20 protein-coding genes are annotated in these 22909 nt (G+C 44.6%); 15 read left to right on the plus strand and 5 right to left on the minus strand.

Going from position 1 to position 22909, the window contains the following annotated elements:
- Positions 1 to 164: 164 nt before the first annotated feature.
- Entirely contained in the window at positions 165 to 917 is a 753-nt protein-coding gene (gene yaaA, locus ACYQ0Y_RS06710; protein WP_407882667.1) for a peroxide stress protein YaaA, read from the minus strand.
- A gap of 302 nt (positions 918 to 1219) precedes the next feature.
- On the opposite strand from yaaA, the gene ACYQ0Y_RS06715 reads away from it, so the two are divergent.
- The 6 genes from ACYQ0Y_RS06715 to ACYQ0Y_RS06740 all read left to right on the plus strand — a co-directional run bounded on the left by ACYQ0Y_RS06715 (position 1220) and on the right by ACYQ0Y_RS06740 (position 9484).
- Positions 1220 to 1867, plus strand: coding sequence for an NAD(P)H-binding protein (locus ACYQ0Y_RS06715; RefSeq protein WP_407883438.1), 648 nt, complete (start codon positions 1220 to 1222; stop codon positions 1865 to 1867).
- Positions 1868 to 2022: 155 nt separating this feature from the next.
- Positions 2023 to 3954, plus strand: coding sequence for a GTP-binding protein (locus tag ACYQ0Y_RS06720; RefSeq protein ID WP_407882668.1), 1932 nt, complete (start codon positions 2023 to 2025; stop codon positions 3952 to 3954).
- Between the two features lie 48 nt (positions 3955 to 4002).
- Positions 4003 to 4881, plus strand: a complete 879-nt coding sequence (gene pepI / locus ACYQ0Y_RS06725) for a proline iminopeptidase (RefSeq protein WP_407883440.1) — start codon at positions 4003 to 4005, stop codon at positions 4879 to 4881.
- A 33-nt stretch (positions 4882 to 4914) separates the two neighbouring features.
- Complete coding sequence (arsC, locus tag ACYQ0Y_RS06730) at positions 4915 to 5331, plus strand: arsenate reductase (thioredoxin) (RefSeq protein ID WP_407882669.1); 417 nt, start codon at positions 4915 to 4917, stop codon at positions 5329 to 5331.
- 303 nt (positions 5332 to 5634) lie between these two features.
- Positions 5635 to 6861: a multidrug efflux MFS transporter gene (locus tag ACYQ0Y_RS06735; protein WP_407882670.1), complete on the plus strand. Its 1227-nt coding sequence runs from the start codon at positions 5635 to 5637 to the stop codon at positions 6859 to 6861.
- Positions 6862 to 6949: 88 nt separating this feature from the next.
- Positions 6950 to 9484, plus strand: a complete 2535-nt coding sequence (locus ACYQ0Y_RS06740; protein WP_407882671.1) for a M1 family metallopeptidase — start codon at positions 6950 to 6952, stop codon at positions 9482 to 9484.
- 126 nt (positions 9485 to 9610) lie between these two features.
- On the opposite strand, the gene ACYQ0Y_RS06745 is transcribed toward ACYQ0Y_RS06740, so the two are convergent.
- A complete protein-coding gene (locus ACYQ0Y_RS06745; RefSeq protein WP_407882672.1) occupies positions 9611 to 10249 on the minus strand; it encodes a Crp/Fnr family transcriptional regulator in 639 nt (212 codons plus the stop codon).
- Positions 10250 to 10326: 77 nt separating this feature from the next.
- Between ACYQ0Y_RS06745 and ACYQ0Y_RS06750 the strand changes: the two genes are divergently transcribed.
- The 5 genes from ACYQ0Y_RS06750 (at position 10327) to ACYQ0Y_RS06770 (ending at position 14946) form a co-directional block, all read left to right on the plus strand.
- Positions 10327 to 10545, plus strand: a complete 219-nt coding sequence (locus tag ACYQ0Y_RS06750; protein ID WP_407882673.1) for a heavy-metal-associated domain-containing protein — start codon at positions 10327 to 10329, stop codon at positions 10543 to 10545.
- A gap of 10 nt (positions 10546 to 10555) precedes the next feature.
- Positions 10556 to 11110 carry a ferritin-like domain-containing protein gene (locus ACYQ0Y_RS06755; protein WP_407882674.1) on the plus strand — a complete coding sequence of 185 codons (555 nt, stop codon included), beginning with the start codon at positions 10556 to 10558 and terminating at the stop codon, positions 11108 to 11110.
- A complete protein-coding gene (locus ACYQ0Y_RS06760) occupies positions 11103 to 12968 on the plus strand; it encodes a heavy metal translocating P-type ATPase (protein ID WP_459935467.1) in 1866 nt (621 codons plus the stop codon). Before ACYQ0Y_RS06755 ends, ACYQ0Y_RS06760 begins: the two co-directional genes overlap by 8 nt.
- Before the next feature lie 205 nt (positions 12969 to 13173).
- Entirely contained in the window at positions 13174 to 13404 is a 231-nt protein-coding gene (locus ACYQ0Y_RS06765; RefSeq protein ID WP_407882676.1) for a hypothetical protein, read from the plus strand.
- A gap of 504 nt (positions 13405 to 13908) precedes the next feature.
- A complete protein-coding gene (locus ACYQ0Y_RS06770) occupies positions 13909 to 14946 on the plus strand; it encodes a lipoate--protein ligase (RefSeq protein WP_407882677.1) in 1038 nt (345 codons plus the stop codon).
- On the opposite strand, the gene ACYQ0Y_RS06775 is transcribed toward ACYQ0Y_RS06770, so the two are convergent.
- From ACYQ0Y_RS06775 to ACYQ0Y_RS06785, 3 genes are all read right to left on the minus strand, one after another.
- Positions 14943 to 15599 carry a hypothetical protein gene (locus ACYQ0Y_RS06775; RefSeq protein ID WP_407882678.1) on the minus strand — a complete coding sequence of 219 codons (657 nt, stop codon included), beginning with the start codon at positions 15597 to 15599 and terminating at the stop codon, positions 14943 to 14945. The two genes, ACYQ0Y_RS06770 and ACYQ0Y_RS06775, sit on opposite strands and share 4 nt — an antisense overlap.
- 186 nt (positions 15600 to 15785) lie before the next feature.
- Positions 15786 to 17351, minus strand: coding sequence for an FGGY-family carbohydrate kinase (locus ACYQ0Y_RS06780; RefSeq protein WP_407882679.1), 1566 nt, complete (start codon positions 17349 to 17351; stop codon positions 15786 to 15788).
- 88 nt (positions 17352 to 17439) lie between these two features.
- Positions 17440 to 18216: an SDR family oxidoreductase gene (locus tag ACYQ0Y_RS06785; RefSeq protein WP_407882680.1), complete on the minus strand. Its 777-nt coding sequence runs from the start codon at positions 18214 to 18216 to the stop codon at positions 17440 to 17442.
- Positions 18217 to 18430: 214 nt separating this feature from the next.
- Between ACYQ0Y_RS06785 and ACYQ0Y_RS06790 the strand changes: the two genes are divergently transcribed.
- The 4 genes from ACYQ0Y_RS06790 (at position 18431) to ACYQ0Y_RS06805 (ending at position 22894) form a co-directional block, all read left to right on the plus strand.
- The gene (locus ACYQ0Y_RS06790) at positions 18431 to 19552 is read left to right on the plus strand and encodes an ROK family transcriptional regulator (RefSeq protein WP_407882681.1); all 1122 of its coding nucleotides are present in this window, start codon (positions 18431 to 18433) and stop codon (positions 19550 to 19552) included.
- 406 nt (positions 19553 to 19958) lie between these two features.
- Positions 19959 to 21437, plus strand: a complete 1479-nt coding sequence (locus ACYQ0Y_RS06795; protein ID WP_407882682.1) for a glycoside-pentoside-hexuronide (GPH):cation symporter — start codon at positions 19959 to 19961, stop codon at positions 21435 to 21437.
- Complete coding sequence (locus ACYQ0Y_RS06800) at positions 21427 to 21663, plus strand: hypothetical protein (RefSeq protein ID WP_407882683.1); 237 nt, start codon at positions 21427 to 21429, stop codon at positions 21661 to 21663. The genes ACYQ0Y_RS06795 and ACYQ0Y_RS06800 overlap by 11 nt, the downstream gene beginning before the upstream one ends.
- 427 nt (positions 21664 to 22090) lie before the next feature.
- Positions 22091 to 22894, plus strand: coding sequence for a MetQ/NlpA family ABC transporter substrate-binding protein (locus tag ACYQ0Y_RS06805; protein WP_407882684.1), 804 nt, complete (start codon positions 22091 to 22093; stop codon positions 22892 to 22894).
- Positions 22895 to 22909: the final 15 nt, after the last annotated feature.

The raw sequence follows: 22909 nt of genomic DNA on the forward strand, positions 1-22909 counted from the left end.
TTTAGAAGAGGATCGACCTGCCATTAAAGCAATCCAAGCACAAACTAAAAAACAAGTCATTGGCGTGAACATTGGCAAGCTATCGACCATGGGTGACGCCGTGCCCTGCACAACATGGGAGGTACCACAGAAGTCCCAGCTGCGATAGCAAGTTGGTCCGCTTGTTAATTGCCTTTGGTGGCAATAAAGACTAATGTTGAATCGGTGGATCTTACGGGATCGTATTGATAATTTGGATCATTAAAAGTCGTCAAATCAGCGATGGTTTCCAGTTGATTTTCCGCGATAAAACGCACCATTGATCCACGTGCCATTTTGGCTAAAGTAGCCCGTGTTTTCAATTTACCATCAACTAGATGAGCAAACTTAATATCCACCAGTTGGTCGGTAGGGCGTAAATAGGGCCGAATTGACTTGGCATATTCATTGGAAGCAAGATTAATAATGGGCTCTGACGCGGGTTGCAGAGCGGTGTATAAGCGATCGCCCCAAAAATCGTATAGATTATGTGTTTGTGCCGTCTGTAGCGGGGCTTGCATCTCTAATCGATATGGAATGACACCATCAAAGGGTCGTAAAATACCGTATAGTCCAGATAAAATTCGTAGGTGCGTTTGGATATAAGATAATGCCGGTGCCGTGAACAAGTCGGGGGCCATATATTGGTATTGAATGCCAGAGAAAGCCATGATGGCTGGTGTTAAGGCTTGGTCCAAATCGGCTTGCTGTAATAAGTGGTAGTTGGTCTGAGCCACGTTGTCACTGCAATGCCACAATGCCTTTAATTCAGCGTAAGATAATGATTGAAGTTGCTTGTGTAACTGTCGTGCTTCAACTAGAAAGGTTGGTGTGCTACGGGGTGTAAAGTCATCGGTATTGATAACCATTTTCTTGGCTGGCGAAATAATAAGTTTCATAAGTTAGGCGACTCCCACATGTATTGATGGCATTATTTTATCAGTTTTATTCGTCAACTGAAGGCAAAAACAGTGGCATCAGGAAGCGATAAAGGGCCAATATGAAGCTGCCTAGTTAATCACAATGCAGATGACTAGACTTGTATGGGTAATGTGGTTCATTATGCATAAGAAAGTGAGTTAGCTGAAAAAGGTTTATAGTGGCGGCATTGAAGCATCGACACGTTGGTTGTTAAAGCTCACTTATCTGAATGAAGTTCATCGATTGGTGTAGTAGTACTAAGTAATTGAAAGGATAACGAATTATGAAAATATTTATTGCTGGTGGAACTGGACGGGTGGCGTCTGCATTAATTCAAAATCTAGTTGCCGATGGACATGAGGTTATCGCGGGAGCCCGACATCCGGAAAACGTGGTGTTAAGGGAAAATGAGTTGGTCACCGCTGTGAAGTTAGATTTACAGGCAGACATGAACGATATTGCCGAAGTGATCGGCCAGGTGGATGTCGTCTATTTCACCGCTGGTTCACGAGGTCAAGATTTACTGCAAACGGATGCGTTTGGGGCAGTCAAGACAATGCAGGCAGCGGAGAAAAACGGGATTAAACGATACATCATGCTTAGTTCGCTACATGCCTTAGAACCTGATAAATGGCACGAAGGTGGTTTAGCTAATATCATGGATTACAATGTCGCAAAGTTTTTTGCAGATAATTATTTAGTTAATCAGACTACTTTAGATTACACGATTTTACAGCCAGCCACGTTGACTGAAACGACAGGGACAGGGAAAATTTCGATTGGAAAATTATCGGCAACCACCAATCCAATTGCCGATGTTGCGGCGGTCTTAGCCACGTTACCAACGTATGATCAAACAATTAAGCGTGTGATCGAAATGGCTAGTGGTGGTGAATCAATCGACACTGCCTTAGCACAAGTTAAGTGAAAGAACTGTGAAAAAGCTACTTAGATGGGGTATGGAAAGTGACCCTGATCGGGTAGCTTTTTTTAAGCAGTTTAAATTTCCCGGGGAATAAACGAAGAATCCGTGTATGATGACTAATAGATAGTAAGTCAGTTGTGGTTTGAGGAGAAATGCGCATGAAGAAAATTGTGGCCGGGATTGTGGCCCATGTTGATGCAGGTAAAACAACCTTGTCAGAAGGGTTACTTTATCGAGCTGGCGAAATAAGAGCTCTCGGTCGTGTGGATAAAGGAAGCGCCTTTTTAGATCCAGATGCATTAGAGAAACGGCGCGGTATTACAATCAATACTCATCAAGCCAGTTTAGCATTTCAAAATTTAAGCCTAACCTTGCTAGATACACCGGGACATGTTGATTTTGCTGCCCAAACAGAGCAGGTGCTGTCCGTTTTGGATTATGCCGTATTAGTTATTTCAGCGACTGAGGGGATTCAAGGACATACGCGAACTTTGTGGCGACTGCTTGACCGCTATCATGTGCCAACCTTTATCTTCATCAATAAAATGGATGCACCCGGTGTCGATGCAGATGCATTATTAGCCACATTGAAAACGAACTTGTCAGCCGGGTGTGTGGCATTTACCACACCTTTATCAGTAGCAATCAGAGAAGAAATAGCGGTTCAGGACGAAACTGTGTTAGCTGACTATTTGGCGAACGAAACTTTGAGTGACCAACAGGTTAGACAGCTGATTCAACAGCGGAAAATCTTTCCTTGCTATTTTGGCTCAGCACTAAAATTGACGGGTCTTGATGAATTGTTGACTGGTTTAAATGATTGGACGCAGGAGCGTGAACCTCAACCAAAATTTAGTGCACGTGTTTTTAAAGTTTCTCACGATGTACAGGGCGAACGGCTCTCTTGGATTCGTGTCACCGGTGGCACCTTGTCAGCCAAACAGCTGTTATTACCTGATGAGAAAGCCAATCAATTGCGCCGATATAATGGCGCAAAATTCACCACTATTCAAGAAGCTAAGGCCGGTGAAGTAGTCGCTGTAACTGGGTTAACACAGAGCTATCCAGGTCAAGGATTAGGTGACAGTCATGACGCAGCCAAAATGGTCATTCAACCGGTGATGACTTATGCGATTGATCTACAGGAGCGAGATCCCCATGTTTATTTGCCAGCTTTAAACCAATTGGCTGATGAAGATGCCAACCTGCATGTGACTTGGTCGAGTGAACTGCAAGAACTTCGGGTGCAGATCATGGGGCAAGTTCAGTTAGAAATTTTGCAAGAGCGGTTGCAAGAAATGATCCATTTACCGGTGATTTTTACGCAAGGACAGATCATGTATCGTGAGACGATTACGCGAGCGGTAGAGGGCGTGGGGCACTTTGAGCCACTACGTCACTATGCGGAAGTTCATTTACGGTTAGAACCTTTACCGGCAGGAAGTGGCCTGATCTTTGCTTCAAATTGTTCATTGGAAGTTTTGGATAAAAATTGGCAACATCAGGTGCTGACGGCCTTACGTTCGAAGGAACATGTTGGGGTTTTAATCGGTGCGCCTTTGACGGATGTTAAAATCACACTAATTGGTGGCCGAGCCAGCAATGTTCACTCCGTTGGCGGTGATTTTCGCCAAGCAGCCTGGCGAGCGGTGCGGCAAGGCTTGATGATGCTTCGAGCCAATGGTGATTGCGATTTGCTGGAGCCTTGGTATTCATTTCGATTAGTGGTGCCAGAAGATCAAATTGGGCGGGCAATGACGGATATTGAACGCATGCATGGTCATTTTGATACGCCTTTGGCCAGGAGTAATGGAAGGATATTGACTGGTGCGGCACCGGTGGCCAATATGCAAGATTATGCTAAAGAAGTTCAAGGTTACACCCGTGGTCAAGGTGAATTTGAATGTTCAGTGGCTGGGTATCAATCGTGTCAGGCAGCAGACCAGGTGGTGTTTGATCGTCGTTACGATCCTAAGGCCGATCTACCTAACACACCAGACTCTGTTTTTTGTGCGCATGGGGCTGGTTACCCAGTAGATTGGGATCAAGTTCCCAACATGGCGCACTATCCCTATCAAACCAAAATGTAAGTTGAATTTGTGTTAGACGGGCTGGTTAAGTAAGTGAGGCAGAAAATGATGAAAATTGTTGAAGGATACATGCCATTTAGAGGCTATCAAACCTATTATCGAATCGTCGGCGAAAGGCAAGCGGGGTTAGCACCCTTGCTGTTAATTCATGGTGGGACAGGGTCATCGCATAACTACTTTGAATTACTAGACGATTACGCTAAAACGGGGCGTCAATTAATCATGTATGATCAGATCGGTTGCGGAAAATCTTCTTTGCCAGAAGATCCTGCGATCTATGTGAAAGAAACGTGGGTGGCGGAATTAATTGCTTTGCGTGAGTACCTGCACCTTGATCAGGTTCATTTGCTGGATCAATCATGGGGTGGCATGCTTGAAATGTACTATTTGACGCAATTTAATCCGGATGGTGTCAAAAGTGTGATGATTGATGATTCACCGGCTTCGATTAAACTATGGACTCAAGAACAACATCGGCTCATTTCTTATCTGAGTTATGAAGATCGTCAAGCCATTGCCGAAGCGGAACGAACAGGTGATTTCACAGAGCCTAAATATTTAGCAGCAAATGATCGTTATATGGAACGTTATTGTTGGGATGATCCTGATGAAAATTCACCTGAACCGTTACGCCGACCGACGAATGGTCAACGGGCAAGCTTAATTGCTGAAGGACCCAATGAGTTTACAGAGAATGGTACGATTAGTGATTTTGAATTAACCGATCAGTTGGCTAAAATTCAGGCGCCAACGCTAGTGACTAGTGGCACGGATGATTTATGTACACCGCTAATTGCGAAGTCAGTGGCCGATCATATTCCTAACGCTAAATGGCATTTATTTGCTAATAGCCGTCACTTAGCCTTATTAGATCAGCATGACGCCTTTATTCAGGTGTTAGATCAATGGTTACACGCTCATGATTAAGTAAATTGAACATGAAACCGGAGGCGAGATTATATGCCACAAGTTTACTTTCTATGTACAGGCAATTCTTGTCGGAGTCAAATGGCAGAAGGCTTCGCTCATCAATATTTGCCCAAGTGGCGCGTGGACAGCGCAGGCATCGAGGTGCATGGTTTAAATCCACGCGCGGTTCAAGTCATGGCTGAGCGAGATATTGACATTTCGCACGCAGTTTCCAAGCGGATCGATTTAGCTTATTTACAGCAATGCGATTTGGTTGTGACATTGTGTGGTGATGCTCGTGATCGATGTCCAAGATTGCCAGCATCAGTTAAACATGAGCATTGGGACTTTATTGATCCAGCACAGGCGACAGGTACTGATGATCAAATCATGGCCATTTTTCGAAACGTACGTGATGGCATTGACCAGCGTGTTCGCCAGTTGGCTAGCCATGAGACAGCAATATAACCGAATTTGCCTTGGATCTTGCGTTATTTAGCAAGATCCATTTTTTATGTTCATCATTAATGTTTCACGTGAAACGATCGGCTGATGAGCTAAAATAACGACTGATTTAAGTTTTGCTCAGGACCAAAGTGCTATTTGACGTCCGGTGTTATAATCGTCCTTTGTTAGAATTGGCCGGCTTAATTTAAGTTAGCTTGGCGGAAAAATTAGAGTAAAGTTGGCTGAGCCAGGGTGGGCATATGCTTCGATGAGGAGTTGTCCTGAGCTGAGACAATCGAACTCAATGAGCTGGGGAGGCAGCAAATGAATGGATCGAACATAACCCCAGTTGCTGAGTGGCGCAGTAATTTGCGTGTCCTATGGTTTGGCAATTTCATGGTGGGCATTGGTTTTAGCAGTATTGGTCCTTTTATCGCGTTATACATCGGGACATTAGGCCATTTCACCAATGGACAAAATGCTTTTTGGAGCGGCATTGCTTTTGCCGCACCATTTATTGTAAAGGCACTGGTGTCTCCGTTATGGGGACGCCTGGCTGACACACATGGACGTAAATTAATGCTGCTACGCGCTTCCTTGGGGATGGCGGTGGTTATTGGATCGATTGGTTTTGTCACTAATGTGTATGAACTAATCGGATTACGATTGTTACAAGGTGCTTTTTCTGGTTTTATCAGTAATGCTAACGCCTTAATTGCCACATCGGTCCCGCGAGAAAAGAGCGGGCAAGCTTTAGGTACATTAACAACGGGTAATGTTTCTGGCACATTAATTGGTCCATTAGTCGGTGGGGTTATTGCTGACTTTGTCGGCTATCGGTATACCTTTGCGGTGACTGGGATTATGATGCTAGCGGCGTTCTTTTTGGTTCTGTTTTTTGTTAAGGAACATTTTGTTCCGGTGACTAAGGCACAGTTGCAGCAACGGGGAAACTTTTTTAAAACCCTCGATAATCGGCGGATTATTTTGGGAATGTTTATCACGACGCTTATTATCCAGGCTTCGAACAACTCAATTGAGCCGATTTTGAGTTTATACGTCAAGCAATTAATGCATGGCGGTGGTCACGTGGCAATCGCAGCTGGTGTCATTGAAGCAATCAATGGTGTGGCAACCATCATTGCTGCGCCCCGTTTTGGTGCCTTAGGGGATCGAATCGGTACTCACTGGATTTTAACGGTTGGGTTGCTTTTTTCCATGTTGGTCTTTCTTCCTATGGCATTCGTCCGCAATGTTTGGGAATTAGGTGGATTGCGGTTATTGATTGGCATTTCAGATGCAGCATTAATTCCGAGTGTTCAAACGATCATGGCCAAGTATTCATCTCCGGATACGATGGGACAGGTCTTTAGTTGGAATCAAAGCTTTCAAGCGACCGGTAACGTCATCGGTCCCTTGATTGGATCAACCGTCACCAATTTTGCCGGTTATCCTGGGGTGTTCATTTCAACGTCGATTTTAGTGCTGATTAATTTCTTATTGGTGCGCCGTAACACGGGACGTCTTCGTAAGGACCAGCCCTTACGTTAAAGTTTGTCATGACATTTAGTTGTTAATTCTTAAGGTTAGCCTTTTTTAGCGTATAATGGCTTTAATCTAATAAAACGAGGAGAATTCTATGGCAGAGTTAGCGCGTTTTTATCAAGCATTTCAACCATCGCATTATGATATTTACCTAGATATCAATCGAGAGACTAAGTCATTTAGTGGACAGACCAAAATTACGGGTCAGGCGACTACGACAGCGATCAATGTTCATCAAAAAGGACTAGCAATTAGTCAAGTCCAAGCAGATGGGCAAACCGTTCCGTTCACTGTGGATGACGAAAATGAAGCGATTCGGATCACGTTGCCTAGCAACGGTGATGTAACCTTAACCATCGATTATACGGCTAAATTGACTGATTCAATGATGGGTATTTACCCATCTTATTACGAAGTAGATGGCGTTAAGAAGCAGATTATTGGGACTCAGTTTGAAACGACATTCGCGCGCCAAGCATTTCCGTCAATTGATGAACCAGAAGCCAAGGCAACCTTTGCTTTGGCAATTAAGTTTGATGAGCAACCGGGCGAAATTGTCTTGAGCAATATGCCAGAAAATCACGTTGAAAATGGTGTTCACTACTTTGATGAGACAGTTAAAATGTCGACTTATCTAGTGGCCTTTGCCTTTGGTGATTTGCAAAGTAAACAGACGACCACTAAGAGTGGTGTTCAAGTTGGCGTGTTTGCCACTAAAGCGCATCAACCACATGAATTGGATTTTGCGCTTGATATCGCCAAACGTTCGATTGAATTCTACGAAGACTTTTATCAAACGCCTTATCCGTTACCACATTCCTGGCAATTGGCACTGCCTGATTTTTCGGCTGGTGCGATGGAAAACTGGGGGTTAGTGACCTACCGAGAAGCATACTTATTGCTTGATCCTGAAAACACCGCGTTGGATATGAAACAATTAGTGGCGACGGTCATTGCCCACGAATTGGCTCACCAATGGTTTGGTGATTTAGTGACGATGCAGTGGTGGGATGATCTATGGTTGAATGAAAGTTTTGCTAACATGATGGAATATGTCGCAGTGGATCATTTGGAACCGGACTGGCATGTCTGGGAAATGTTCCAAACATCGGATGTACCCGCTGCGCTACAACGTGATGCAACGGATGGCGTTCAATCCGTCCACGTGCAGGTTAATAATCCAGCTGAAATTGATGCGCTCTTTGATGCCGCCATCGTTTACGCAAAAGGGGCGCGGATGCTTGTGATGATGCGGGCACTAGTCGGCGACGATGCGTTACGTGTTGGCTTGAAGAACTATTTTGCCGCTCATCATTTTGGCAATGCAACAGGGGCTGATTTATGGGCTGCCTTGGGTAAAGCTTCGGGAATGGATATCGGGTCAATTATGAATTCATGGCTGGAACAACCTGGTTATCCCGTGGTTACCGCTAGCGTTATTGATGGCCAGTTAACGTTATCACAACAACAATTCTTTATTGGCGATGGCCAAGAAGTTGGGCGGCAATGGCAGATTCCACTTAATAGTAACTATGAAGCCGCGCCGACGATTATGAGCGATCAACAGCTTGTCTTAGGCGACTACCAATCATTGCGGGCGACAGCCAACGTGCCTTTCCGGTTGAACTTAGGGAATAGTTCACATTTTATCGTCAAATATGATGATACGTTGATGAAAGATATTTTAGCTAACGTTGAGACGCTTCCAGCGATTGATCAGTTGGCCTTACTTCAAAATCTGCGTTTACTGGCGGAAGGGCAACAGCTCTCTTACGCCGAGGTGATTCCGTTATTAACTCAGTTTGCGACTAGTCATTCAGCGGTGGTAAACGCGGCTTTATACACGGTTGCCAATAACCTCAAAAAATTTGTGACACCTGATTCAGTTGAAGAACGCTCGTTAAAGACGCTCTTCGACCAATTGAGCGCTGACCAAGTTAAGCGTTTGGGCTGGTTACCAGTGGCGAATGAATCAAACGATGACCAGTTAACCCGACCATACGTGTTAAACGCGGCGCTCTATGCCGAAGATCAAACGGCGATTAGTGCTGCTCATGATTTGTTTAGCAGTCATCAAAGCGATCTTGCCAACTTACCAGCTGATACGCGTGTTTATATTTTAAGAAATGAAGTCCAGCATTTCGGTTCCTCAGCGCTCTTTGATCAATTGCTAGCGGCTTACAAGTCGACACCAGATGCAAGTTACAAGCTTGACCTGATGTCTGCATTGACCAGCACTAGGGATCAGACACTGGTTGAGGCACTTATCAGTCATTTTGAAGATGCTGATACGATCAAGCCTCAGGATTTGCGCGGTTGGTTCCGCGGCGTTTTGGCAAACCAGGCCGGCGAACAGGCAGCGTGGGATTGGATTCGGCAAGATTGGCAATGGCTTGAAGATACTGTAGGCGGTGACATGGAGTTTTCGACGTACATTACGGTCATTGCCGGTGTGTTCCATACACCAGCTCGATTGGCTGAATTTAAGGCCTTTTTCGAACCAAAATTGCCGACACCTGGCTTAACCCGTGAAATCACAATGGATACGAATGTGATCGCGAGCCGTGTTGCCTTGGTTGAAGCAGACAAGGCAAAGGTTGCCGCGGCACTAGCCCAAGTTATTAAATAAGACTCATTTGAATGCAAAAAGAGCATCGTTTCAGCGATGCTCTTTTTTTGGACTCATTTAAAATTTTAGGCCGGGGTTTATTTCCTGGGGAATAAATGGCTAGTTTTGGATCAAGTGATTGGCCGATTATTCTAACAACAATTTATCTGCGTCGATAATTTTGATTTGGTTAGTTTTCGGGCGACTAATAGCGCCAGCTTTAGCGAGTCGGGCCGGCAAACGGCTGACTGTCTCTGGGGTGGTGCCAATAAAAGTCGCTAAGTCTTTTTGCTTGAGCGGTAACTGAAATTGATTGGTATCTAATGAGGCCGCTGTTTCAATGAGATAGTCTACTAGTCGGTCAGCAACGGAGGCTGTATTCGCCTTGGTTGCTCGTGTTTCAACGCCTAGCAGTTTGTGCCCCAAAGCTTTTAAAACTTGGAGATTGATCGGCGGGTATTTTAGTAAGAGGTTCTGAAATTCACGGCGTTCAATTGAGCAAACGGCTGTTGGCGTCAGCGCTTGGGCAGAGACTGAATAGTGCTTGTCGTCGCTAAAGAGGGCTGCTTCACCATCAATATCGCCAGCTTGTAACAAGTAAAGGAGATGTTCTTTACCTGCCACGGTTGTTTGGAAGGCTTTGGCTTGACCACTGGCAACAATTGTCAATGCCGTCGTTGGATCGCCTTCTTGATAGAGAAAATCGCCAGTCGCAAAGTGGTGATGATGAACGATCTGATCGATTAATTGAATTTGTTGGGTTGAAAGGGTCTTAAAAATTGTCACAACTTGATCCTCGTCAAGTTGTGGCTTGCCACCAGCCCTTATGCTTAAATCATTCAAATAAAAGGGGGATCATTAACATGAAAATGGTCGTGGCATTAGATGCATTAACCTGTCCCAGTTGTTTAACAAAAATTGAAAAAGCGGTTGGCCGTGTGACCGGCGTTGAAACGGTCAAGGTGCTCTTCAATGCTAGTAAAGTCAAAGTTACGACGGATAGTAGCGTCTCTGAGGCGAGCTTAACCGAGCCGATTGAACGACTTGGTTACGACGTTAAAGGGGTAAAGGTATCAGCATAGGAGGCAGACCATGGCATCAATTGGAGATTTGTATCGGACAGAACAAACACAAGCTAATTATGATCACCACCATCCGACAGCCGCCGCGATGACTGACCACATTATCGCCAATCTGGTAATGGAATCATTGAAAATTCGGCAATTTGGTTGGTATATCACTGGGAAAAATGTTTTAGCTGCCCAAAAATTTTTAAGCAACATTCATACTGTGGCTGAACAGCAAATTGATTCCTTGGGCCAAGCCGTGCTGGCTGAGGGTGGTAAGCCAGCTTCGGCGCTCGCTGAATTAAGTGAATACGCCATGGTTGAAACTCATGGTGAGGACAAATATCTTGCAGTACAAGCAATGTTTGAGCAACTAGTGGCCGATTTGCAGACGCAATTAATGTTTATCGATCGTGGTGTGAAATTAGCGCAGCGCGATGAACAGCCGTTACTTGAACACACCTTGTTGACTGTGCAACGGCAATTAATTTCAACTAGACAGCAGTTGAAAGCACGCCTAGGGCGGTGGGGATTAGCTGGTTTGGTCGGGGATGAAGATGAGGATGACGATCATGAGTAAAGTTCAACGGTGGATGAACCAAAATTGGACGACTCTGACGGCCATTGCAGCAGTTACGTTAATCGCCGGCTTAATTAGTCAGTATATCTTGCACATGGCGCAGTTAACCGCCGTTTTATTTATCGTGACTAGTATTGTTGCAGGATTACCCACAGGATTAAAAGCGATCGGTGCACTGCAAGCGCGAACCATTAGCATGGAATTACTTGTGAGTATTGCGGTCGTCGGCGCTTTCTTGATCGGAGAACTGGAAGAAGCCGCCATGGTCACCTTTCTATTTGTGTTCGGTACCTATTTGGAACAGCGAACGCTTAATAAAACGCGACGAGCGATAAAATCGCTGACGCAAATGGCGCCTACGACAGCTGTAAAACTAGTGGCTGATGGCGAGACAGAGACAGTTGAAGTAGATGAGATTGACCCAGGCGATCAGCTGCTGGTCCGTCCAGGTGATCAAGTGCCAGTTGATGGGGCTGTTTCAACAGGGACAACGGCCATTAACGAGGCGATGATCACCGGTGAATCTGTATCAGCTGTTAAACACGTTGGGGATCTTGTGTACATGGGGACTATGAATGAGCAAACGGCATTCACCATGACGGCGACGAAGTCTGGTGAGGACTCAACGTTTAGTAAGATCATCGAATTGGTCGAAGAAGCACAGGACACCAAAGCGCCGGTGGCTCGCTTTATCGATCGATTTGCGCAATATTACACGCCATTGGTGCTGATTATTGCGATCTTCGTTTTCGTGATTTTTCGTGATCTTCGTTTGGCGATTACGATTTTAGTCTTAGCTTGTCCTGGTGCTTTAGTGATTGGTGCACCGGTATCTAATGTTGCTGGCATTGGCCGTGGCGCGCAAGCAGGCATCTTGTTGAAGGGCGGTACGGTTATGAATGCCCTTGCTAAAGTGGATACTGCTTTGTTTGATAAGACGGGTACCTTAACAATTGGTCATCCCGACGTTGTCGATCGGCGTTTCTATGGTGAAGATGATCGTTGGTTAGGTTTATTGGCGGCGATGGAAGCACAAACGACACATCCACTGGCCCAAGCGATTTTAAACGATGTCAACAAACGAGGGATCAAGGTTCCTAAACAACCCTTATCAGTCACAACGGTTGCCGGTGTCGGCATTACCGCGGAGTTTGAGGGCCAGACCATTGTCGTCGGCAGCCCGCGGATTCTTACTGACCAGGTGAAGTTAACGCCCCAACAACGACATGATTTAGCACGCATGCGCGAACAAGGCGAGACAGTTGTTTTGACGCTTGTTGATCAACAACTGATGGTGTTACTGGGGATTAAAGATGCTGTTCGGCCTGACGTTGCCGCAACATTACGTTTATTAAAACGCCGGAGTATTCGCAAGCTCACAATGGTGACTGGTGATGATCAAGTGATGGCGCAGACAGTTGCCGATCAGTTAGGCATCGACAATGTTCAAGCGCAGATGTTGCCCGAACAAAAGGCGGCTTACCTCACTGCTCAAACAACGGCTGGGCACCAAACCATTTTCGTTGGTGACGGCATTAATGATAGCCCAGCGTTGACGTTAGCTAATGTTGGGATCGCGATGGGAAGTGGCGCCGATACAGCGATTGAAACATCTGACGTCGTGTTGACGGATGGCAAGTTTAGTAAATTAGCCGACGCGCAATATTTATCTAAACGAACGGTATTAAATACCACTGAAAACATCGTGATCGCCATTGGCACGGTTGTGCTATTGATGATTGGCCTGAGCTTGGGCAAAATCAACATGGCCAGTGGCATGCTCGTACATGAACTGAGTATTTTGGTCGTAATCGCAAATGCCATGCGCTTGCTGCGGTTAAAATTTACTACTCATTAGTTGCCCTGAGTGTCGAGCTCCACCAGCCTGATCCTTGTGCCTAGCCTGTTGCCAGCAATTGGTAAAGCCCACCAATCACTGCCAACTTGCTAGTGCTCAGGCTCAAAACGGCTGACTGCGCTCTGAGTTCTTTTGTCATGACAAGGTAAACGATGTTAGTATATCTTCAAAGAGAATGATGTCATCAAACACACAGGGGGTTATCATGACGCTTTCAGATCAACAAAAAACAATCATTCGCGATGCGTTATTAAATATTGACGATCCATATTATCACAATACATTTCAGGATGCGGTCGATGAGGATGAATGGTTCCGGTTGAATGAAGGGTTTATTCAACAAGATTTACAACAGTATTTACCGGTAGGATTATCAACCGAAGATCCGGCAGTTTGGCGTGTGATTCGTGCCTTTTTGAAGCAATATCCGGCTTAGATCAAATTGATCGTTCAGATTTTTTCGTAGTTGATTTCGTTTAGTTGTCCGGCTAAAAAATTAGCGATGATAGCAAAGCATTGTTCAAGCTGTTGCCGCTCAGCTTGATGGATGGGTTGTCAGGATTGGACAGTAAAAACTGACTGCCATTTTGGTAACGGTTATTTGCCCATTTAGAGATGACATGACTATGGGGACATCAAGAGCCTGTTTTTAAACCACGCGATGGGCTGATAGGGTTCACCCAGCGAAGAGCAAGGTTAAATTTGACCATTCGCTGATCTTGCTCCTAGATGCCAATGTTTTACTGGGTAATGGTCATTGCAGTGGGGGACGCCGACGATAAACCGTGGTTTAAAAAATGCCAAAGCTGTAGTTCGTTTGCTAACATATTTTGTTCCTTATGATCATCGTGTGACATCAATTAAATGCGGGATGTTCACGGATTGGCTTACAATAAAGGTGATGGTTAGTGGAAATTGTCAACGAAGGTGAGGGTGGGCCATGAAGTTAATCGATTTGACGTATCAAGGTAAAGCTGTAACTAGTGCCGCAGATGTCGAGGCAATTACTTCTTATTTAGCACAGCAAAATCCTTTTAGTGAAGATACGTTGCTGTTAGCGACTAATCGCCCGGTGGTGGTCATTGGTCGCCTGCAGGACGCTTACACGGAAGTGAATTTAACCGCTTTGCGCGATGCCGGTGTCGAACTGATCCGACGTTCATCAGGTGGCGGGGCCGTCTATATGGACGAAGGTAGTTTTGTGTATACTTTTAATATTGTGGAGGTGGCTAGTATGGGCTTTAGATTGAATTTTGCCCATTATGCACAGCCACTCATTCAAACATTAACCGACCTTGGCTTACCAAATGTGGCGTTAACCGGCCGAAACGATGTGACGATCGCTGAACGAAAAGTGTCCGGGATGGCTGGTTTTCAAATCGGACAACGTTTCGGTGTTGGTGGCACGATTATTTTCAAAGCTAATCCGACAATGGCGAGTCAATTGTTGACGCCATTGCGTTCAAAGTTTGAATCAAAAGGTTTTCATTCAGTAGCGAGCCGGATCACCGACATTAAGTCGTTATTACCGGCTACTCAACAGGATTTAAGTGCGGATGGCTTTCGGCAACGGTTCCTCGCACAAGTGTTTCACGTGAAACTCGGCGATCCAATCCCAACTATTAGTTTTACTGATGAACAGTGGGCACAGATTATGGCGATTAAAGCTGAACGGTACGGCAACGATTTATGGAACTATGGGCGGCAACCGCACTTTAGCAATTATGTGCGCCATCATTATGATCAGGGAACCGTCGCCATTAATTTCGAGGTAGAACAGGAACGGCTTACACAGGCGATGATTTTTGGCGATTTTTTCACTGAAGTGGCAGATTTATCGACGGCCGAGGGTCAATTAGTGGGGACGAAGATGACGTTTAACGATTTAGCACAAACGTTTGATACAACTGCGATTAAGCAAGTCTTTCCGTGGATGAGTGGAGAACAGTTCGCTCATCTGGTGTTGGCAAAAGATTAACTAGCTAGTGCCATCAACGATTTAAGCCAACTTTTGCTCTCTGCATCGGCATCAACTGGGATGCTAAACGGCGTCCCAGCAAACAGCGCTGCCACTTGTGACCAATTCACCTGATCATCAGCTAGTAAGCTGGTGGTTAATTGTTCGATTTGTGCTTGAGTCACATTTGCCAGGCGGTGTTGGTCACCATTAAATAGCAATAATAAGTTATTAACGGCCAATTGTTGAGCTAATTGTTGGTGCCATTGAGGCTCCGTGAGTAATTGGGACACTCGACGGCGATCGCTTAGCGGTACAGCGGGGAGCTCCTTTTGGATGAATGATTGAAAATGCGACCATTGCTGATCTAACACCAAGTAGAATTGCCAAGGAACATCGCGGTTAAATTGGGCTAAGGTTGCTTTGGCTGCCACCGTTAGATTCCAAGGTAAGGTTGATTGTTGAGCAGCTTGTTCAAGCCAGGTGCGTAAGAAATGCAGCATCGTCTGTTCGATGACGTCTGGCTGGTGCTGAGTTAAGTGCCAACGCACCGTCAGAAAGTCACTCAGTTGGGTATCGGGAATTGTACGACTATTTTGTTTGGTAAGGCGCTGGTTTAAATGACGTAATCGCTTTTGCCGACTACTTTTTGCGTAGTGACCTTGTTTAACCACTGCTTGTCTGACCTCCTGAAAGAAGTGTAGTTATTAGCTTTATTAAACCACTAAAAGAACGAACACACCCGTTATCGGTGAAAGTTTACCGATAACGGGTGTGTTTTTAAGCTGGATTGATTAAAATTTATGTCTTAACTAGGTCAACTAGGAATGTGTGCGAAAGCTATTTGACCTAGACAACAACTAATTAACCGATTGTGGTTTCAGCAAAGCATCTGTTTCAGTCGTGATCTCAGTCAGCGTGTGCATGTCGCCTTCGAGATCTTGATACAGCTTGCGATACAATTCATAATATTTATTGTAAGCTTCGTGACGTTTAGGGTCTGGTTCAACCTTGGGGCCAAGAACTTGCCATTTTTGCACGTCATCGACGGTTAGGGTATCCGTGCCTAGACCAGCCAACATAACATCGCCTAAGTTGGCTTCAGCATCTTCAATGGGGGTGCGAACCGCGTAGCCAGTGATATCGGCAAACATCTGGACCCACCGTTTGGAATTAGTTACGCCACCTGCAATGACGATATAGTCACCTAGATCGCGACCGGTACTTTCAATACTGTGACGTAAGGCATAGCAAACGGCTTCTTGGAAAGCATGATATAAGTGAGCTTTGGTATGAACAAGTGAGAGACCAAAGATTAATCCCTTAGCATCCGAATTCCATACAGGTGCGCGTTCACCCATGAAGTAAGGGAGAACGATTAAACCATCGCTACCGACGGAAATGTCTTTTGAAAGCTCATCCAATGCGACATAGGCGTTTACACCACCGGCTGCTTGATCTTGGACTTCTTTTTCACCTAAATTGTCGCGGAACCACTTCGTAATAGCACCAGCGGTTGCTGAACCGGAGAAGTTATAGACGAGATGCTTGGAATCATAAGGATACGGCCAAACGATCAGTCCTTGACCTTTAATCGGTGTTTCACTCACTAGCGCAGCGTTCATTGAAGAACCAATCGCGGCCACGTAACGACCAGGTTCGAAGACGCCCATGCCAATGTTAGCGGCCCCAACATCAACACCACCGGGAACGATTGGTGTGCCAGGTTTTAAGCCCAGATCAGCAGCTGCTTCAGCAGTGAGACCACCGACGATGGTGGTTGAGTCAACGATTGAATCAGGCATCATGCTGGCGGGAATTCCCATGGCATCCAACATTTCTTGTGACCAAGTGTTGGTATTAATGTCATACAACCCACCTAGATTACCGGCGGCCGAATGGTCGATTGAAATTTGACCGGTTAATTCATAAATTGCGTAGTTATTCGGCGGCAAGAATAAACGAATTTTTTGCCAATTTTCTGGTTCGTGATTCTTAATCCAGAGAATTTTTGTGTAGCCGTAGTAAGGGTCGGCAACATCATTACCGGTGATTTCTGTTAAACGTTCTGGGCTAATGTGTGACTTTACCCAGTCTGTTTCGGCTTGCGCACGACGATCCATCCAGATTAGATCCGGACGAACGGGTTTCATATGCTCGTCAAGTGGCACACCGGAGCCCCCATACAAACCGCTAATCCCAATGCCTTTGATATCTTCAGGGTTTAACTTAGCTGCCTTAACGACGGCGCGGATCGAATCCTTTACTCCTTTAACCCAAACATCAGGCCATTGTTCAGCCCAAAGTGGTTTAGGAGTTAAGACATCGTATTCTTCCAAATCTTGTGCAATCAAGTGGCCTTCCGTATCCATTAAGATACTTTTAGTCCCTGAGGTTCCAATATCAGTCCCAATTAAATAATTCATGGGTTGACGTCCTTTCTGACTGTTAAGGATAGACAGAGGCGGATTATTGCAGCCGCAATAACTCGCCTCAGTAACGATTAACTTAGGTTTACCAAGCAGTGAAGGCACCGTCAACCAGATAGTCATCCCCAGTTGAGAAGCTGCTAGTGTCGCCAGCTAGATAAACGGCAATTCCTTGCAATTCATCTGGACGACCTAAACGACCTAATGGTGCCCAGTCATTCCACGTCTTGATTAGTGGCTTGAGATCAGGTGAACTCAAGGTTAGATCAGTTCCCATGTAACCAGGACTGATGGTGTTAACCCGCACGCCTTTTTTAGCCCATTCAATGGCGAGTGATTTAGACATTTGAATAACACCCGCTTTAGTTGCGTTGTAAGAGACTTGTGGTTGTGGACGGTTAACAATGTGTGCTGACATTGAAGCCGTATTAACAATTGAGCCTTTACCTTGCTTAATCATGTAGCGACCAGCAGCTGTTGAGCAAAGGAAGACAGCATTTAAGTTCAAGTTAACGACTTTTAACCAGTCTTGATACGACATTTCTTCGGCAGGAATATTTAAACACATCCCGGCGTTGTTAAAGGCCGCGTCTAAACCGCCTAATTGTGAAACAACCGTGTCAACCATGCCCTGAACTTCATCAGGGTCCGTGACGTCGGCTTTCACCGCAATTGCTTTACGGCCAGTTGCATCAGCAATTTCAGTCGCTGTTGCTTGCGCCTTGTCACCGTTGATATCAACAATAGCGACATCAGCACCTGCTTCAGCTAACCCAGTTGCCATGGCTTTACCTAGGCCTTGAGCGCCACCGGTAACATAAATTTTCTTATCGGTGAGTGCCATACGATCTAAAATACCCATGTTTATCCTCCTAAGGTAAACGATTTTAAAAGTAACATTGGACTAATTGGATATTTAATTCAAATAGTTTTGCAAAATCGCTTTATTTAATACACCAACAATGTAAAACGTGAGCGAGAAGATGTCAACACTTTTTTGAAACCGTTTTCTAAAATTGCTTTTATTTTTTCATAATGGTAGTTTTTGAGTAGTGAAAATGGAGTGAGGGGACAATATGACAGATGCCATTACCACTGGCACACCGCATTCAGCGGCCATGTACCAGCTGATTTACAACTCAAAAAAAATATCTAAACAAGAAATTGCTCAACAAATGCAACTTAGCTTACCGACAGTGACACAGACCTTACATCAATTACTAGCTGATGAGTTGATCGTAACTGATGGAAAGTTTTCTTCACAGGTTGGCCGCCGGGCGGTAGTTTATTCACCAAATCGCGATCGTCGCTTTGCCATCGGTTTGGAAATTTTTTCCGATCACGCAACGCTATCGCTATTGAATGTGATGTTTGAAAACTTAGGGACGGCTCGGTTAACGATTGATTTTACGACTGATGACACTTACTTCACGAAGTTAGCGCAATGGCTCCATCAATTTTTGCTGGAGCAAAAAATTGATCAGGACAAGGTGATTGGTGTTGGCATTGGCATTCAAGGCTTGATTTCCCCAGATGGAAAAACAGTCCTGTATGGAAAAATTCTAGATTGCACTGGATTAACCAGCGCACGGTTTGAAACGGCGTTTGGATTACCAGTTACTTTGTATCATGATGCCGATTGTGTCGCGATGGCAGAACAGACCTTGTCTAAGGATCATCGCGATGCGGTGTATCTATCGATTGGTGAACACCTTGGCACTGCGATTATGATTGATGATGACATTTATACTGGTCAAAATGGTCGTAGCGGAACGATGGAGCATATTACCTTAAATTCTCAGACAGGTAAGCAATGTTACTGTGGACGAAAAGGGTGTTTAGAAACTTATAGCGCGTTGAGTGCGCTGCTACAACCAGGCGAAGTTATCGATCAATTTATGCAACAAGTTGCGGCCGGAGAACCAGCTGCTAGTGTTCGTTGGCAACAATATTTGGATGACCTAGCCGAAGTTATTAATAATCTGCACATGTTTGTAGATAATCGCATTGTCCTTGCTGGCGACTTAGTTCAGTACCTTGATGACGCTGTATTAACGACTGTGAATCAGCGAATTCGTCAAATCACGGCATTTCCTGAGGATCGTGATTATGTCCAATTAGGAACGGTCAGGAATCGGCCGGTCTCGACAGGAGCTGCTATTCCCTTGATAAAGGCCGCGCTTCAAACAATTCAATAAAAAATTAAGACGGCTAGTTGCCGTCTTTTTTGTTGGCATTAATACACAATCAAGTTGCCAGGTGTTTAATGAGAAACACAGAATCGTTACTAATGTCACAAAGTTGACTTATTTTTATATTTTTTCCTCATTGCGTCGATTTGGTTTGGGAGATATTTGTCGAATATATTAGATATTATCCGTATAAGCCAAGCAAATTTAGTTGTTGCTCAATAATGAGCTAGACAACGAATTTACCGCAGATGGTTGCAAAATGAAATCGGTTACATTTATAATGTGGCAGAAAAGAAATACAATTTTATAAAACTACTTTGTTTAAATTGATGGGCTAAGCAGTTTGTTTTGTAACTAATATGACATAGGTCATGCTGTGGATGGTTGACCTGTGTTCCAGGAGGGACTTCTTTTGAAAAAGTTTGTGTCTTATGCGGTCGGCGCATTTGGTCATGATGCGTTTTATAACACACTAAGCATTTATTTCATGATGTTTGTGACGAGTCAATTATTTACGAATAAGGGTGATGCAGCGATGGTCGGAATTGTGACGACGCTGATTGTCTGTATCCGGATTGGTGAAATTATGTTTGATCCGATTATCGGTGGGGTCGTCGACAATACCCAGACCCGCTTTGGTAAATTCAAGCCATGGATCTTGTTGGGATCAGTCATTGCCTCTATTGGTTTAATCTTAATCTTTTCTGATTATGGTGGCTTAGCGACCAGTAATCCGATGTTTTACTTAGTTTTATTTGGAATCACATTCTTAATTTTGGATATTTTTTATTCCTTCAGTGATATTGCGTTTTGGTCAATGTTACCAGCGCTAAGTATTGAAAGTAAGGAACGGACGCGCTTTGGTACCGCTGGTCGATTTGGTTCAACCCTTGGTGCACAAGGAGTGATTGTTATCATCACACCAACCATTGCCCTATTTTCAAAACTTTTTTCTGGTGCGAAGAATGGTCAACAGACACAAGCTGGTTGGCTTGGTTACGCGATTGTGGTTGCACTTTTATGTGCCGGTGGCGCCTTGTTGACAGTGTTGAATACCAATGAACAACACAATTTGATTCGTGCCAATGTTAAACACACGAAGTTTACTGAAGTTTTCAAAGTAATCGGACGTAACGACCAATTATTGTGGATCGCATTGTCATATTTTTTGTTCGCGTTTAGTTACGTGGTGACTAACTCACTGATTATGTATTACTTCCGCTATCGTTTGGGCGACGTCACAGCCTATACATGGGTTGGGGTGATTACGTGTATCTTAGGCGTCATTTCCGTCGCACTTTTCCCAAGCTTAGAATTAGCGATTCACCGTAAAGCAATTTATATCGGCGGCATTGGGATGATGTTGATCGGCTATATGCTCTTTGTTTTCGCCGGAGCAAACTTACCCCTAGTGTTAACGGCTGTTGCCTTATTATTCTTCCCGTATCCACTCATCTTCTTGGCAACCTTGATGGCGATTACCGATAGTGTGGAATATGGGCAGTTGAAGAGTGGCTCACGCAATGAGTCGGTGACATTATCTGTACGACCGTTAATTGATAAGCTAGCTGGCGCCTTTTCAAACGGGGTCGTTGGGATTGTGGCCGTCGTGGTTGGTATGACCGGTAATGCTAAGCCAAGTGATATCAGTGCAGCTGGCGTCCAACGCTTCAACACGTTTATGTTTTATGTTCCGATGATCTTGCTTGTTCTTGCGGCAGTTATTTTCTTCTTCAAAGTTAAGTTAAATGAATCAGAACATGAAAAAGTAATGCGTCAGTTGGAAGCACGGCTGCAAAAGGATCAGCAGGAAACAACAACTTCTGAAGTTATGACCGACGAATTAAACGCTCAATCAACGATTGAAGGAGCACCAGAGCATGTACAGTGATCACGATAAAATCCATGTTGACCCAACTAAATCCGCTTTAGCAGTGCTGGGTGGAAACGCCAAGCAGACCGATGAATCAAATCAACGTTATTTAAAGCGGCAATTAACCGTTTACCTAGAAGCATTGCTACTGGTTCAACAATTTAATGAGTTAGAAACGACCCGTTTTGAGTTGGCCCAATCAGACCAAATTGCCCGAATTTTAGAACGGGTAATGATAAACTAAATTAAAATTTTCAAGTTATTCTCATTGACTTTTAATTATAAACGTCGTATATTATGTCTATTCGAATAGTAAAACGATCTGATCAGGAGAGTAGTTGAATTTGTCAGTATTTAGCGAGCCTCAGACGTGGTGAAATGAGGAGACTGACGTTCAATGAAGATGGCCTGTGATCGGCACGATTGAGCATTGGTGAAATTGTGATGGGTGGCGACCTTTAATTCGCACACCGGCTGGTTTAGCGGTTAGTGAGCATTGGAGTGTGAATTTCAGTGAAATGAGAATGGTAACGTGCGGTAGCGCTTCTTAAAGAGATTTCTTTAAGAAGCGTTTTTTGTCGTTGAACCACTTGGCCGGTTGTCTAGGCTAAGGTTCGATGCCACTGGGCTTAGGCCATTTTTCAAGATGTGATCAAGGGAGGATATTCATTATGAAGAAGAAATGGAAATTATTGAGTTTCATCAGTGTGTTGGGAATTCTATTGTTTACCTTGGCCGGGTGTGGCGCTAACCAGGCTAAAACAGTCAAAGTCGGAGTGGTCGGTGATGAGGATGCGTCCATCTGGAAAGATGTCGCTAAGACGCTGGCCAAAAAAGACCACATTACCTTGAAGGTGGTTAATTTTACCGACTATACGCAGCCTAACGCCGCTCTAAGCGACCATAGTATCGATATCAATGCGTTTCAAAGCTATAATTTCCAGCGTCAATGGAATCAAGCCCACAAAACGAACATTGTGGCCATTGGCAACACTTACTTTCAGCCGTTAGCGTTGTATTCATCGAAAGCAAAGAAATTGGCTGATTTAAAACAAGGTGCACAGATCGCGATTCCGAATGATGCGGCCAATGAGGAGCGTGCTTTAATTTTATTACAGCGCGCTGGACTAATTAAATTAAATAAGACGAATTTGGCAACGCCTAAGAATATCATCAAGAACCGCTTGAAACTTAAGATTACAACGGTGGATGCTGCGCAAACCGCGCGATCATTAACAAGTGTAGACGCTGCCGTTGTAAACGGAAATTACGCATCGGCGGCAAAATTGTCACTGAAGCAGGCACTTTACGCAGAGCATTTAAAGACGGGTGGGCAGTACATCAACGTTGTTTCAGCCTTGAAGAAGGATAAAAATAACGCCACATATAAGAAAATCGTTAAAGCTTATCAGACAGAAGCGACTAAGAAGAACATCCAGAAGTACTACAAGGGTAATACCCTGCCTGCTTGGTAAACAAGAATCTGGAAT

The sequence above is a fragment of the Furfurilactobacillus curtus genome (assembly GCF_054657915.1).

Bases quoted from the DNA above. Each gene is read 5' to 3' on its own strand.
- ACYQ0Y_RS06740 (WP_407882671.1), top strand. From the start codon at position 6,950: ATGGCAGAGTTAGCGCGTTTTTATCAAGCATTTCAACCATCGCATTAT.
- ACYQ0Y_RS06760 (WP_459935467.1), top strand. From the start codon at position 11,103: ATGAGTAAAGTTCAACGGTGGATGAACCAAAATTGGACGACTCTGACG.
- pepI (WP_407883440.1), top strand. From the start codon at position 4,003: ATGAAAATTGTTGAAGGATACATGCCATTTAGAGGCTATCAAACCTAT.
- ACYQ0Y_RS06805 (WP_407882684.1), top strand. From the start codon at position 22,091: ATGAAGAAGAAATGGAAATTATTGAGTTTCATCAGTGTGTTGGGAATT.
- ACYQ0Y_RS06780 (WP_407882679.1), bottom strand. From the start codon at position 17,351: ATGAATTATTTAATTGGGACTGATATTGGAACCTCAGGGACTAAAAGT.
- yaaA (WP_407882667.1), bottom strand. From the start codon at position 917: ATGAAACTTATTATTTCGCCAGCCAAGAAAATGGTTATCAATACCGAT.
- ACYQ0Y_RS06750 (WP_407882673.1), top strand. From the start codon at position 10,327: ATGAAAATGGTCGTGGCATTAGATGCATTAACCTGTCCCAGTTGTTTA.
- ACYQ0Y_RS06800 (WP_407882683.1), top strand. From the start codon at position 21,427: ATGTACAGTGATCACGATAAAATCCATGTTGACCCAACTAAATCCGCT.
- arsC (WP_407882669.1), top strand. From the start codon at position 4,915: ATGCCACAAGTTTACTTTCTATGTACAGGCAATTCTTGTCGGAGTCAA.
- ACYQ0Y_RS06790 (WP_407882681.1), top strand. From the start codon at position 18,431: ATGACAGATGCCATTACCACTGGCACACCGCATTCAGCGGCCATGTAC.
- ACYQ0Y_RS06720 (WP_407882668.1), top strand. From the start codon at position 2,023: ATGAAGAAAATTGTGGCCGGGATTGTGGCCCATGTTGATGCAGGTAAA.
- ACYQ0Y_RS06785 (WP_407882680.1), bottom strand. From the start codon at position 18,216: ATGGGTATTTTAGATCGTATGGCACTCACCGATAAGAAAATTTATGTT.
- ACYQ0Y_RS06735 (WP_407882670.1), top strand. From the start codon at position 5,635: ATGAATGGATCGAACATAACCCCAGTTGCTGAGTGGCGCAGTAATTTG.
- ACYQ0Y_RS06765 (WP_407882676.1), top strand. From the start codon at position 13,174: ATGACGCTTTCAGATCAACAAAAAACAATCATTCGCGATGCGTTATTA.
- ACYQ0Y_RS06770 (WP_407882677.1), top strand. From the start codon at position 13,909: ATGAAGTTAATCGATTTGACGTATCAAGGTAAAGCTGTAACTAGTGCC.
- ACYQ0Y_RS06755 (WP_407882674.1), top strand. From the start codon at position 10,556: ATGGCATCAATTGGAGATTTGTATCGGACAGAACAAACACAAGCTAAT.